Origin of the sequence: Stenotrophomonas sp. YAU14A_MKIMI4_1 (genome assembly GCF_003086855.1) — a bacterium.
Lineage (GTDB): Bacteria > Pseudomonadota > Gammaproteobacteria > Xanthomonadales > Xanthomonadaceae > Stenotrophomonas.
In genome coordinates this window covers 4,473,631-4,487,007 of record NZ_CP025998.1, presented here as the reverse complement: position 1 = coordinate 4,487,007, position 13,377 = coordinate 4,473,631, and the positions used below count along the sequence as shown (strand labels likewise).

General features: G+C 67.1%; 11 protein-coding genes. 7 read left to right on the top strand and 4 right to left on the bottom strand.

Going from position 1 to position 13,377, the window contains the following annotated elements; genetic code table 11:
• Positions 1-254 precede the first annotated feature (254 nt).
• The 6 genes from rpmH (at position 255) to C1931_RS20165 (ending at position 8,008) form a co-directional block, all read left to right on the top strand.
• On the top strand, positions 255-395 hold the full coding sequence (gene rpmH / locus C1931_RS20190) for a 50S ribosomal protein L34 (RefSeq protein ID WP_005411729.1): 141 nt from the start codon (positions 255-257) through the stop codon (positions 393-395).
• Positions 396-400: 5 nt separating this feature from the next.
• On the top strand, positions 401-895 hold the full coding sequence (rnpA, locus tag C1931_RS20185; RefSeq protein ID WP_108751428.1) for a ribonuclease P protein component: 495 nt from the start codon (positions 401-403) through the stop codon (positions 893-895).
• Positions 895-2,610 carry a membrane protein insertase YidC gene (yidC, locus tag C1931_RS20180; RefSeq protein WP_108751427.1) on the top strand — a complete coding sequence of 572 codons (1,716 nt, stop codon included), beginning with the start codon at positions 895-897 and terminating at the stop codon, positions 2,608-2,610. Before rnpA ends, yidC begins: the two co-directional genes overlap by 1 nt.
• Positions 2,611-2,711: 101 nt before the next feature.
• Entirely contained in the window at positions 2,712-5,384 is a 2,673-nt protein-coding gene (locus C1931_RS20175; RefSeq protein WP_108757595.1) for a polysaccharide deacetylase family protein, read from the top strand.
• A gap of 3 nt (positions 5,385-5,387) precedes the next feature.
• Positions 5,388-6,737, top strand: a complete 1,350-nt coding sequence (gene mnmE, locus C1931_RS20170; protein WP_108757594.1) for a tRNA uridine-5-carboxymethylaminomethyl(34) synthesis GTPase MnmE — start codon at positions 5,388-5,390, stop codon at positions 6,735-6,737.
• Between the two features lie 155 nt (positions 6,738-6,892).
• Positions 6,893-8,008, top strand: a complete 1,116-nt coding sequence (locus C1931_RS20165; RefSeq protein WP_108757593.1) for a glycerophosphodiester phosphodiesterase — start codon at positions 6,893-6,895, stop codon at positions 8,006-8,008.
• Between the two features lie 127 nt (positions 8,009-8,135).
• Here C1931_RS20165 and C1931_RS20160 read toward each other — a convergent pair whose 3' ends face one another.
• Both C1931_RS20160 and C1931_RS20155 read right to left on the bottom strand, forming a co-directional pair.
• Positions 8,136-8,906 carry a rhomboid family intramembrane serine protease gene (locus C1931_RS20160; RefSeq protein WP_108757592.1) on the bottom strand — a complete coding sequence of 257 codons (771 nt, stop codon included), beginning with the start codon at positions 8,904-8,906 and terminating at the stop codon, positions 8,136-8,138.
• A gap of 106 nt (positions 8,907-9,012) precedes the next feature.
• Positions 9,013-9,975, bottom strand: a complete 963-nt coding sequence (locus tag C1931_RS20155; protein WP_108751422.1) for a TerC family protein — start codon at positions 9,973-9,975, stop codon at positions 9,013-9,015.
• 378 nt (positions 9,976-10,353) lie between these two features.
• On the opposite strand from C1931_RS20155, the gene C1931_RS20150 reads away from it, so the two are divergent.
• Positions 10,354-11,523 carry a class I SAM-dependent rRNA methyltransferase gene (locus C1931_RS20150; RefSeq protein ID WP_108754671.1) on the top strand — a complete coding sequence of 390 codons (1,170 nt, stop codon included), beginning with the start codon at positions 10,354-10,356 and terminating at the stop codon, positions 11,521-11,523.
• 45 nt (positions 11,524-11,568) lie between these two features.
• On the opposite strand, the gene C1931_RS20145 is transcribed toward C1931_RS20150, so the two are convergent.
• Both C1931_RS20145 and C1931_RS20140 read right to left on the bottom strand, forming a co-directional pair.
• The gene (locus tag C1931_RS20145) at positions 11,569-12,471 is read right to left on the bottom strand and encodes a hypothetical protein (RefSeq protein WP_159095527.1); all 903 of its coding nucleotides are present in this window, start codon (positions 12,469-12,471) and stop codon (positions 11,569-11,571) included.
• Positions 12,468-13,283 carry a protein klaA gene (locus C1931_RS20140; RefSeq protein WP_108757590.1) on the bottom strand — a complete coding sequence of 272 codons (816 nt, stop codon included), beginning with the start codon at positions 13,281-13,283 and terminating at the stop codon, positions 12,468-12,470. The genes C1931_RS20145 and C1931_RS20140 overlap by 4 nt, the downstream gene beginning before the upstream one ends.
• Between the last annotated feature and the right edge of the window lie 94 nt (positions 13,284-13,377).

Genomic DNA, 13,377 nt, shown 5'->3' with positions numbered 1-13,377 from the left:
CGGCAATAATCGTCCGGTGGCCGGTGGATAGGCGCGACAACGCGCCCAGACACAGGCCGGAAAGGGGGAAATGGATGGCTCAGACTACCACCGCGCGCGCGCCTTCGGAATGGTTGTCCCCCACTTATTCACAAAAACATCCACAGCTATTGCACAGGCCGGTGAATTCGCGTAGTCAACAGGGGTTGACGGGAGGGGGGCGACCTCTCTAGAATTTCCGGTTCTTTCCCGTCCCATTCATACGAGAGGCCCACATGGCCACCAAGCGCACCTACCAGCCCAGCAACCTCAAGCGTAAGCGCGACCACGGCTTCCGTGCCCGTATGAAGACCGCTGACGGCCGCAAGATCCTGTCGCGTCGCCGCGCCAAGGGCCGCAAAGTCCTGAGCGCCTGATTGCCATGCCGCTCACCGCGGCAGACGCAATCCCTTCGACAGTGAATACTGCAGACCCGCGCAAGCGATTCCCTCGCTCTGCGCGGGTTCGCACGCGTGCCGAATATTCAACGGTCTTCAACGGCGCCCGCCGTGTGTCCGATCCGCTGATGACCCTGCACTGGCTGCCGGCTGACCGGCCGGCCAGGCTGGGTCTGGCGGTTTCCCGCAAGGTTGATCCGAACGCCGTGGGGCGTAACCGGATCAAGCGCGTCCTGCGCGACATCCTGCGTCAGACACGTACCGACATCCAGCCAGGCGACTTCGTCGTCGTGGCCCGTAGTGCTGCGCGTTCCGCCAGCAACGACGACATCCGCCAGGCCTTCCTGCGCCTGCTGCGGCGCCTGCGCGCATTGCCCGCGCCGGGCGTGGACGGCACAATGCCGCCGCCTGATGGCATCGCAACTCCCTCTTTGACCGAGCCGGCATCGCGTTCCGGCCCCGCTGAGCCTGCCCGCTGATGAACCAGACCCGCGTATTCCTCATTTTTGCCTGGCTGATGGTGGCCGTGCTGCTGTGGATGGAGTGGAGCCGTGAAACGGCCGCCCCGACCCCGGCCCCGACCAGCAGCTCGGCCCCGGCCGCTGCACAGAGCGTTCCGGGCGCGACCCCGGGCAGCATCCCCAGTGCACAGGTTCCCGGCGCGCCGGGTCAGGCCGCCGCGACCCAGGCCCAGGCCAGCGCGACCCCGGCTGCCCAGCGCGTGACCGTCACCACCGACGTGCTGCGCCTGGTGCTGGACGGCGGCCGCGTGCTGGACGCCGAGCTGCTGCAGTTCCCGCAGAGCAAGGATGAAGGCAGCCCGCCGGTTCGCCTGCTGACCGAAGACCCCGCGCACCCCTACAGCGCGATCAGCGGCTGGGCCAGCGAAGACAAGAGCGCCCCGGTGCCCGGCGCCGACGGCTTCAAGCTGGTCGGTGATACCCGCGACTTCGTGCTGGCCGACGGCCAGAACGAGCTGCAGATCCCGTTCGAATGGACCGCCAACGGCGTGACCATCAAGCGCACCCTGACCGTCTCGCGCAACGAGTACGCCGTGCGCTTCAAGGACGAAGTGATCAATGCCGGCGCCGCGCCGTGGAACGGCTACGTCTACCGCACCCTGGACCGCACCCCGACCATCCTGTCGCGGAGCATGACCAACCCGGATTCGTTCAGCTTCAATGGCGCGACCTGGTACGACAACGACAAGAAGTACCAGCGCCGTGCGTTCAAGGACTACCTGGAAGATGGCGCGCTGAACCAGAACATCACCGGCGGCTGGCTGGCGATGCTGCAGCACCACTTCTTCACCGCGTGGATTCCGCAGAAGGACCAGACCGCTCACTACGTGCTGTCGCAGGTAGCCGGTCGTGACCTTATCGAAGCGCGTGGCCCGGCCTTCACCGTGGCCCCGGGCCAGTCCACCAGCACCGAGGCACGCCTGTGGGTGGGCCCGAAGCTGGTGAACCAGATCGCCAAGGAAGACGTGCCGGGCCTGGACCGCGTGGTCGACTACAGCCGCTTCTCGATGATGGCGGTGATCGGCCAGGGCCTGTTCTGGGTGCTGAACCAGGTGCACAAGCTGGTTGGCAACTGGGGCTGGGCGATCGTCGGCCTGGTGGTGCTGCTGAAGCTGGTGCTGTACCCGCTGTCGGCCACCCAGTACAAGAGCGGTGCCAAGATGCGTCGCTTCCAGCCGCGCATCGCGCAGCTGAAGGAACGCTATGGCGATGACCGCCAGAAGTTCCAGACCGCGATGATGGAGCTGTACAAGAAGGAAAAGATCAATCCGATGGGCGGCTGCCTGCCGATCCTCATCCAGATGCCGATCTTCTTCGCCCTGTACTGGGTGCTGGTGGAATCGGTCGAACTGCGCCAGGCGCCCTGGTTCGGCTGGATCCAGGACCTGACCGCACGCGACCCGTACTTCATCCTGCCGGTCATCAACGTGGCGGTGATGTGGTTCACCCAGAAGCTGACCCCGGCACCGGGCATGGACCCGATGCAGCAGAAGATGATGCAGTTCATGCCGCTGGTGTTCGGCGTCATGATGGCCTTCATGCCGTCCGGCCTGGTGCTGTACTGGGTGGTGAACGGCGGCCTAGGCCTGCTGCAGCAGTGGTGGATGACCAAGCGCCACGGCAGCGAGCCGGTGGCAGCCAGCACCGCCCCGGCCCCGGTCAAGAAGAAGTAACCCGACCGGCGCAAACGACGCAAAAGCCCGCCGCAAGGCGGGCTTTTCGCATGCGGGGGTAGAATCGCCCGCACACCGCTTCTCCCACCTTCGAGTCCGCCATGCCGCGAGTGCCGTCGTTCCGCCTGTTCCTGCCCTCGCTGCTGTTGACCCTGGTCGTTGCCGGCTGTGGCGACAAGGACGCGAAGGCGCCGGCGAGCGCGGTGACCCAGCCCAGCGCGCAGGCCGCCGCCGCCGCCGATCCGGCCGCCGCGCCGCTGCTGGCCGCGCTGCAGAAGCAGCTCGATGGCTACCGCCGCATCGTGGTGCTGCTGGCCGACGAAGAGCAGCAGAGCGCCGCCGACCGTGGCACCTCCACGCGTATCGGCCAGCAGTTGTTCCACGATGGCCTGGAGCAGCGCACCGCCATCGCCGCGCAGTTCGACAGCCTGCTGCGCAGTGGCAGTCCGCAGCGCTTCGCCACCCTGGGCGCGGTGCTGGACTACATCGAATCGGCGCCGGAACTGTTCGACGCCGACCGCCTGGCGTTCCGCGAAGTGCTGCGTGACCTGCATGACCGTGTCGGTGCCGATTCCTCGCTGCCGGCGGTGAAGCTGCACCAGCGCATCGGCGAAGACCTGGACGCGCTGGACGAGATCGAGCGCAACTACAACCAGGAACTGACCCGCATCTTCAGCCGCTTCGAGCGCACCCGCGCCATCGACCTGAAGCGCGAGAAGTGGGACGACTACATCGCCCACCTGCACAAGGACTACAGCCGCGAGGCGATCCTGCGCGACTACGGGGTGATCGAGCCGTACCCGATGTCGATGAAGGACAGCGACCGCGAGATCTTCGGCCGCGACCTGCCGCCGAAGACCGTGGTGCTGACCTTCGACGATGGCCCGCACAAGGCCTACACCGATGAAGTGGTGGCCATCCTGAAGCGCTACGACGTGCCGGGTGTGTTCTTCGAAGTGGGCCGCAACCTGGGCAAGGTGGAAGCCGACGGCAAGGTCAGCCTGGGGCCCATGGCCAAGATCAGCCGCAGCCTGATGGAAGAAGGCTACGCCGTGGGCAACCACAGCCTGACCCACGCTCAGCTCTCGCGCACCACCGGCGATGCGCTGCGCCAGCAGGTGCTGGACACCGACACCCTGTTGAAAGACGTGGACAGCAAGCGCGCGCCGCTGTTCCGCTTCCCCTACGGTGCACGCAATGCCGAAGGCCTGCAGCTGCTGAACGAAGCAGGGCTGAAATCGATCATGTGGAACATCGACTCGATGGACTGGGCCGACCCGGTGCCGGAATCGATCGTGCAGCGCGTGCTGGGCCAGGTGAACAAGGAACAGCGCGGCATCATCCTGTTCCACGACATCCACGACCGCGCGGTGAAGGCGCTGCCGCAGATCCTCGATCGCCTGATTGCCGACGGCTACCAGTTCGCCGGCTGGAACGGCCGCGAATTCACCGTCGCACGCCCGCGCAAGGGCGCCAGCAACGATGCCACTGTCACTACCGGCTACGAGAAATCGTGGGCGATCGTGGTCGGCATCGACAACTACGCCAAATGGCCGAAGCTGGAATACGCCAGCCACGATGCGCAGGCGGTGGCCGATACGCTCACCGGGCAGTTCGGCTTCCCGTCTTCGCAGGTGATCGTGCTGAAGAACGAACAGGCCACCCGCAACAACATCCTGGCCGCCTTCCACGACCGCCTGGCCGACGACCGCACCGGGAAGAACGATCGCGTGTTCGTGTTCTTCGCCGGCCACGGCGCCACCCGCCAGCTCGCCTCGGGACGCGACCTCGGCTACATCATTCCGGTGGATTCGGACCCGAAGGAATTCGCCACCGACGCCATCGCGATGACCGACATCCAGAACATCGCCGAGAGCATGCAGGCCAAGCACGTGATGTTCGTGATGGATGCCTGCTACAGCGGCCTGGGCCTGACCCGCGGTGGTCCGTCGTCGTCGTCGTTCCTGCGCGAGAACGCGCGCCGCAGCGCGCGGCAGATGCTGACCGCCGGCGGCGCCGACCAGCAGGTGGCCGATGCAGGCCCGAATGGCCACTCGGTGTTCACCTGGGTGCTGCTGCAGGCGCTGGCCGGCAAGGGCGACCTCAATGGCGATGGCCTGATCACCGGTACCGAGCTGGCCGCCTACGTGGCGCCGGCGGTGTCGGCGGTTTCGCAGCAGACCCCGGCCTTCGGCAGCCTGCCCGGTTCGCAGGGCGGCGAGTTCGTGTTCCAGGTGCCGGACAGCCAGGAATACCTCAACGCCGATACCCGCCAGCTGACCGCCGATGCGATCGCGCTGAACAACAAGGTGGACGCCGCGCAGGACGCCAAGAATACCCAGGCGCCGGTGACCGTGGCCGACCTGCAGGGCGGCAAAGCCAAGCTGGTGGTGCCCACGGCAGGCCCGGCCTCGGACCGCCAGCGCGCGCAGCAGGCCAACGACCGCGGCCTGCAGTTGTATCGCGAGAAGCAGTACGACGAAGCCGCCGCACAGTTCGCCGAAGCACTGAAGCTGCGTCCGGACTTCGCCCAGGCCGCCAACAACCTCGGCTTCGTCTACTACCGCCAGCAGCGCTACGCCGAAGCGGCGCGCTGGCTGGAAAACACCTTGAAGATCGACCCGTCGCGCGCGGTCGCCCACCTCAACCTGGGCGATGCCTACTTCAATGCCGGCGACAAGGCCAAGGCAAAGCAGGCCTACACCACCTACCTGGCGCTGCAGCCGCAGGGCAGTGGCGCCGCGCAGGCGCGCGCACAGCTGGAGAAGCTCTGAGCCATGAACGATGTGACCCGCACCGACACCATCGTCGCCATCGCAAGCGCACCCGGCGCCGGCGGTGTCGGCCTGCTGCGCCTGTCCGGCCCGCGAGCCGCCGCGATTGCTACCGCGCTCGGCGCGCCCAGGCTGCGCCCGCGCCACGCGCACTATGCTCGCCTGCGTGATGCCGACGGTGAGGTGATCGACGATGGCATCGTGCTGTGGTTCCCGGCGCCGAACAGCTTCACCGGCGAAGAAGTGGTGGAACTGCAGGGCCACGGCAGCCCGGTGCTGCTGCAGCAACTGGTGGCGCGCTGCATCGCCCTGGGCGCGCGCCAGGCGCGGCCGGGTGAGTTCAGCGAACGCGCCTTCCTCAACGGCAAGCTGGATCTGGCCCAGGCCGAAGCCATCGCCGACCTGATCGCTGCCGGTGACAACCGTGCCGCGCGTGCTGCACGGCGTTCGCTGGATGGCGTGTTCTCGCGCCGCATCGACGCGGTGGTGGAACAACTGGTGCTGCTGCGCATCCACGTGGAAGCGGCCATCGACTTCGCCGACGAACCGCTCGATACGCTGGGTGGCGCGCAGGTGCGGCGTGGGCTGGAACAGGCGCGCGGCGACCTGGCCCTGCTGCGCCGCGATGCAGAGCGCGGCCGCCGCCTGCGCGATGGCCTGCATGCGGTACTGATCGGGCCGCCGAATGCCGGCAAGAGCTCGCTGCTGAACGCACTGGCCGGCAGCGAACGGGCGATCGTCACCGACATCGCCGGCACCACCCGCGACACATTGCGCGAGACCATCCGCCTGGACGGGCTGGAGTTGACCCTGGTCGACACCGCCGGCCTGCGCGACGGCGGCGATGCCATCGAACGCGAGGGCATGCGCCGCGCCCATGTGGAGATCGAGCGCACCGACCTGGCCCTGATCGTGCTGGACGCGCGCGACCCGGCCGCCGGTGAGGCCGCGCTGGGGCAGGCCGTGGCCGACGTGCCGCACAAGGTCTACATCCACAACAAGTCCGACCTGCTGGACGCGCTGCCGGCGCTGGATGACCCGGACCGGGTGTTCGTCTCGGCGGCAACGGGCGCAGGGTTGGACGACCTGCACGCGCGCCTGCGCAGCATCGCCTCGGCCGGGGCAGGCGAGCAGGTGGACGGTGAGTTCTCCGCGCGCACCCGCCACGTGGACGCGATCGAACGTGCGCAGGAACACGCGCAGCGCGCCGATGGCGAGCTGGCCCACGAACACCTGGAACTGGCCGCCGAAGAACTGCGGCTGGCGCACGACGCGCTGGGCGAGATCACCGGGCAGATGAGCGCCGATGATCTGCTGGGCCGGATCTTCTCCAGCTTCTGCATCGGCAAATAGGCTCTGCCTCTGGTAGATGCCAACCTTGGTTGGCATAAGGCCCAGGCCAGAAGCCAGGGTCGGAGCCCCTGCGGGGATCCGACCTCGTGCTTCCCCCACCTGTCACATTCCCGCCGCATACTGACGGCCATCACAGACCGTTTGGGGACGTCGCAGTGAAGTCGTGGGGTTGTGCGTTGCTGTTGTCGCTGGCCGTGGCACCATCGGTGGCCATGAGTGCTGAATCGTCCACCCCGGCCGCGCCCAAGGCGCTGGTCTACGGCCATCGCGGCGCCAGTGCGCTGCTGCCCGAACACACCCTGGCCGCGTATGCCCAGGCGATTGCCGATGGCGCCGATTACATCGAACCGGACCTGGTGATGACCAAGGACGGGGTGATGGTGGCCCGCCACGAGAACGAGATCGGCGGCACCACCGACGTGGCCGAGCACGAGGAATTCGCCAAGCGGAAGACCACCAAGGTGATCGACGGCCAGCGCGTGACCGGCTGGTTCACCGAAGACTTCACCCTGGCAGAGCTGAAGACCCTGTACACCCGCGAGCGCCTGCCGGAACTGCGCAGCACCGCCTTCGATGGCCAGTTCCGCATCGCCAGCCTGGACGAGATCCTGGCCTTCCTGGTGCAGCAGGCCGGGCGTGCCAACCGCGGCATCGGCCTGGTGCCGGAGATCAAGCACCCGACCTACTTCCAGTCCATCGGCCTGCCGATGGAAGACGCACTGCTGGCCGCGCTGCGTGGCAACGCCTATACCAACGTCGGCCCGGTCACCATCCAGTCGTTCGAGACCGCCAACCTGCGCTACCTGCGCGGCAAGCTGGGGCGGGGCAGCAACATCCGCCTGCTGCAGCTGCTGTGGAAGGGCGAAGTGAAGCCGGCGGACATCGCCAAGGCCGGTGGCAGCCTGACCTACGCACAGATGATGACCCCGGACGGTCTTGAGCAGATCGCCACCTATGCCGATGGCATCGGGCCGGAGCTGCGCTCGATCATTCCGCTGCAGGCCGATGGCGCGCTGGGCACGCCCACGCCCCTGGTACGCGATGCGCATGCGGCCGGGCTGCTGGTGATTCCCTACACCTTCCGCCCGGAAAACCACTTCCAGGCCAGCAACCTGCGCAAGGGCGCGGACAACGCGCGCAACCCGGAAGGTTCGATTGCGGAAATGCGCGCCTACCTGGCGACAGGCATCGATGCGTTCTTCACCGACGACCCGGCACTGGGCCGGCAGGCGGTGGATGGCACGGGCGCGGCGGGGAATGCGGCGGATTGATGCACCCGTGGTAGGTGCCAACCTTGGTTGGCACACAACAACCGCGCCGACCAAGGTCGGCCACTACCGGGCCGTGAAGACCCCGAATGGGGTCAGAGCCCCTTCGGGGATCTGACCCCGCCACCGGTCAACCGCGCGGGTCTTCCGGGCGGCGGAACGGAATCACCACGTAATCCTGCCCTTCGCGCGGCTGCCACAGCACCGGCACGCGCTGCGGTGAGGGCGGCTCCAGCTCGTCGTCGGCCAGCGGCTGCACCTCGTCTTCTTCGTCTTCCCAGCTGTAGTGTGGGCGCGGCGGCAGCGGGTCGGCGTTGCGGAACAGCAGGGCGGCGATGATGCCGGCAAAGGCACCGCCCATGTGCGACTGCCAGGACACGCCGTCAGCATGCGGCAGGATGGTCATCAGCATGCCGCCGTAGAACAGCATGCCGATCAGGCCGGTGGCGATGGCTGCGCGGTCGCGGCGCAGCAGGCCCAGGCTGGCCAGCAGGAACATCAGCCCGTGGGTAACGCCACTGGCGCCCAGGTGCACGCTGCCCGGGTTGCCCAGCATCCACGCGCCAACGCCCGAACCCAGCCACAGCAGGGGCAGGGCACGCAGGGTCGCCTTCGGATAGACACTGCCAGCCAGGGTGCCCAGGATCAGGATCGCGATGCTGTTGGCAGCGATGTGCTCCACCGAAGCATGCAGCATCGGTCCACCGATCAGGCCCAGCAGACCCTTGGCTTCCAGCGGGGCCACCGCCCACGGTCGCCAGTCGAAACTGCCCTGCAGGGCGAACACGACCACCAGCACCAGCACGGCGGCCAGGCTGGTGTTGAACGCCCGCACGATGCGTTGGCGGTCATTGCGGGGGGCCGGCACGTCGCCGGCGGGCAGGGGCGCGTTGTTGTCCATGCTTCAGCAATGGCGGTGGCTGGCGCGAAACCAAGGCCACCGCTGCGGGAGAGTGGGCGCGGCCGGCGGGACAATCCCGCCGGCCGTGTTGCAGGCCCGGCCAGGATCAGGCCGCGCCGGTGCCTTCCTTCGGCGGGTACTTCAGGCTGAGCACCACGGTCGCGGCGATGATCACCGCCACCACGCCCAGCGACACCGGGGTGGGGATCTTGAACAGGTCGATGATCATCATCTTGATGCCGATGAAGCCCAGCACCAGCGCCAGACCGTAGGGCAGCAGGTGGAAGCGGTCAGCCATGCCGGCCAGCAGGAAGAACATGGCGCGCAGGCCCAGCACCGCGAACACGTTGGAGGTGAGCACGATGAACGGGTCGGTGGTGATGGCGAAGATGGCCGGGATGCTGTCCACGGCGAAGATCACGTCGGTCACCGCGATCAGGATCAGCACCGCGAACAGCGGGGTGAACCAGCGCACGCCATCGCGCTTCACACTCAGCGCATTGCCTTCATAGCCCGGCAGCAGGCGCAGGTGCTTGCGCATCCAGCGCAGCGCCGGGTTGGTTTCCAGATCCGGTTCCTGGCCGGCGGCGAACCACATCTTCCAGCCGGTGAACAGCAGGAAGGCGCCGAACACGTAGAGCAGCCAATGGAACTGGCTGATCAGCACGCTGCCAGCGAAGATCATGATCGTACGCAGCACGATCGCACCCAGGATGCCGATGATCAGCACCTTCTGGCGCTGTTCCTCCGGCACCGCGAAGTAGCTCATGATCATCAGGAAGACAAAGATGTTGTCCACCGCCAGGGCTTTTTCGACCAGGTAGCCGGTCAGGAACTCCAGGCCCACCTTGTTGGCCACCACCTGGCCGGCGGTTTCACTGAGGTAGAACCACAGGCCCGCGTTGAACAGCAGGGCCAGGGCGACCCAGCCGATGGACCACCACAGGGCTTCCTTGAAGGTGACCTTGTGCGGGCCGCCGTGACGCATCAACACCAGGTCGACCAGCAGGGCGATGATCACCACCGCCACGAAGCCGCCCCACATCCACACATTACCGATCGTCTGCATTGGGAATATCCGTTGGAAAGATGAATGCCAGGCCGTACGGCGAGGATCTGCAACGGAGGATCGGGAGGGGGATCCAGGGACAGAGCTTCGCCAGTACGGCGAAGGTCTCGCTCGCAACCCCACGCGGGTGGGATTGCCGTTGCACCGGAGCCTGCGGGCTCGAATTGACGGCGACAACGTCTGGGAGCTACTCCCCTTCTGGCGCCGATTCTGCGGCCTGGCCGGCCCGCCGTCAAATGGCCGACCCGCCGGGGTCGGATCCCCGCAGGGGCTCTGACCCCGACCAGCGTGCCAACCAAGGTTGGCACCTACCAAGGCGGAATGGGGTCGGAGCCCCGTTGGGGATCCGACCCCCGGCTGCCGGTTTACAATAGGCGGATGAATACCCCCCTGCCCGTTGTCCGCCTGAAGAATGCGTGGCGTTCCAGCCACCCGTGGATCTTCCAGAAGCTGGTCGAAAAGCCGACCGTCCGCCCCAAGCCCGGTTCCATCGTCGACGTGGTCGGCATTGATGGCGAATTCATCGGCCGCGGGTTCTACAACGGGCACTCGCGCATTGCCGTGCGCATCCTCGAAATCGATCAGAACGTGCCGGTGGATGCCGGCTGGTTCTCGCGCAAGATCGCCCAAGCGGTGTCGCTGCGCCGTGAGGTGCTGAAGCTCGACACGGTGTCCGACGCCTGGCGCGTGGTGCACAGCGAAGGCGACGGCCTGTCCGGCCTGGTGGTCGACCGCTACGGCGACCTGGTGGTGGTCGAATTCTTCGCCGCCGGCATGTTCCGCCACCGCGAGTGGATCTACGACGCGCTGCGCGAGCAGTTCCCGGGCTGCCGTTTCCACAGCTTCGCCGACGAACACGTGCAGAAGCAGGAAAGCTTCGACTTCCACGGCAACACCACCACCGAAGCGTCGGTGATCACCGAGTACGGCATCAAGTTCCGTGCCGACCCGGCCGGTGCGCACAAGACCGGCTTCTTCGCCGACCAGCGCGAGAACCGCGAGTGGCTGAGCCAGCAGGTGGAAGGCAAGCGCGTGCTGGACCTGTGCTGCAACACCGGTGGCTTCGCCGTGTACGCGGCCGCGCGTGGTGCGTCGGAAGTGGTCGGCATCGATATCGATGAAGACGTGATCCAGATCGCCAAGGGCAATTCGCGCCTGAACAACGTGCGCCCGAAGTTCGTCCAGTCCGACATCTTCCCGTGGCTGCGCGATGCCGCCAACCGCGGCGAGCAGTACGACGTGGTGATCCTGGACCCGGCAAAGATGACCCGCGACCGCGACCAGGTGATCACTGCGCTGAAGAAGTACCTGGACATGAACAAGCTGGCGCTGGGCGTGGTGAAGCCGGGCGGCCTGTTCGCCACGTTCTCCTGCACCGGGCTGGTGGCCGAGGACCAGTTCCTGGACATGCTGCGCCGCGCGGCGTACTTCTCCGGCCGCACGATCCAGATCCTGAAGGTGGCCGGCGCCGGTCCGGACCATCCGTTCATGGCGCACGTGCAGGAATCGCGCTACCTGAAGGCCGTGTTCTGCCGCGTGGTCGACTGACTCCGACCTGTCGCGTCGAGCCGCGCTCGACGCGACAGGTGTTGATCAGTTCAGTCGAGCATGGCTCGACGCGACATGTGCCACACCCGCTGCCGACGGCCCCTGCAACTGCTGCAGCAGGCCATTGATCACCAGCGCCCGGCCGCGCACGTGGTACCCCAGCGTGGTCAGGCCGATGCCGGCGACGATCAGCAGCAGCAGTGACCAGGCGATCGCCAGGCCAACCACATGCTGCACACCGTTGCGCAGCCAGTGGTCGCGTTGCCACGCCTGGCTGCCTGCCGAATAGGGAAGCTTGGCCTTGGCTTCGAAGCGCGCACGGATCACCGCGGGCACGGCGATGCCGATATCCTCGCCGCGGGCGATGGCCAGGCCGGTGTCGTTCAGGGGCGCGGAGGCGCGTGCCAGCGAACGCTGCGCCTGCAGGTAGCCCTGCCATTGCGGGCTGAGCGCGGCGAATCCCGGGCTGTCGATGAGCGCGGGCAGCTGAGTGCTGTCGAGCTTGCTGCCATCGCCGGCCTCAGACCGGCTGAAGTCAGGGCTGACGAAGCCGTTGCCCACCAGCAGGGCCACCAGCACCGAGCCACCGATCACGAACGAGAAGGTGAAGTGGCGCACGCCGCGGTTGAGCAGCACCCTGCGCAGGCCGAACCCCATCCAGACCAGCAGGCCGCCCACGATGCTCAGGTTGGCCAATGCCAGCAGGGCGAGCGTGGAAGGCACATTGCCGTAGCCGGCGGGAACGTGCGCCGACGGCGGACTGCCGGTCAGGCCCTGCAGCAGCATGATGGACAGCAGCGCCGTGGCCGGCAGCACCGCGAAACACGCCAGACCCAGGGTGCGCGCGAACGAACCCCGGCGGTACAGCGCGCGCAGGCCGGGAATGGCTTCGACCCGCGGCTGCAACGCTGCTGGCACCTGCAGTGGATCGGTCCTGGAAGACGTCATGCCGGTGCTCCGGAGGTGCGCAGCAGCTGCTGCAAGGCCTGTTTCAGCTGGTCCTGTGCTTGTGCCGCACGCGCCACCATCTGCGGGCTGGCGTTGTCGCTGTTCTGCAGGGCCTGGATGGTCTGCCGCCAGATCGGCAGCAGGATCTGCACGGTTTCGCAGTAGCGGTCGAGCAGTTCAATGGCGTGGTTGCGCGCCAGCTGCACCTGGATGCGGCTCATCGAATGGCTGGCCAGCAGCGCGGTCAGGTTCGCCACCCGCCGCTGCAGGCGTTCCACGGGGCGGTCCAGCACCAGCGGATCGTCGCTGGTGCCGCTGTCGGCCGGCAGTTCCTGCAGGAACTGCACGCCTGCATCGATGTAGATCTGCAGGCGCGCCCCCTGTTCGTCGTGTGCATCCAACTGTGCATTCAAACGGTCCACGCTGCTGCGCACCGCAGCGGCCTGGTGCTCGACCTCGGACAGCACGTCACCGTTGCCGCCCATCGCGATGCGCCGGCGCAGCTGCCGTTCGATATCGGCACCGGTGAACCGGTCCCACCAGCTGGCGCGTTCCAACAGTGCATTGGGGTCGTGTTCGGAAAGGCGGCTGACCAGATCGGCCAGTGCCCTGGCCAGCGCATGCGCACTGCCTTCCTGCCACGCCGGCTCCGCACTGGCACTGGCCAGGTCGGCCGGCCCGTAGCGGCCGATGTCGATGCGCCCGAGGAACAAGGCCGGCAGCACATCGCGCTTGAGCTGCTCGACGCTGAGCGGCGCGCTGTCAGGCGCAGGCTGTACGGTGGGAAGCGGTGGCGGCACGGGATGGGACATCGGAATTCCGTTTCAGCGGTGGCGCAGCGTGGTGGGCTGCCGCTGTCGATAGCGGCTGCTGCCGAGTGTAATGGAGTGCGCGCGGTCGCTTGGC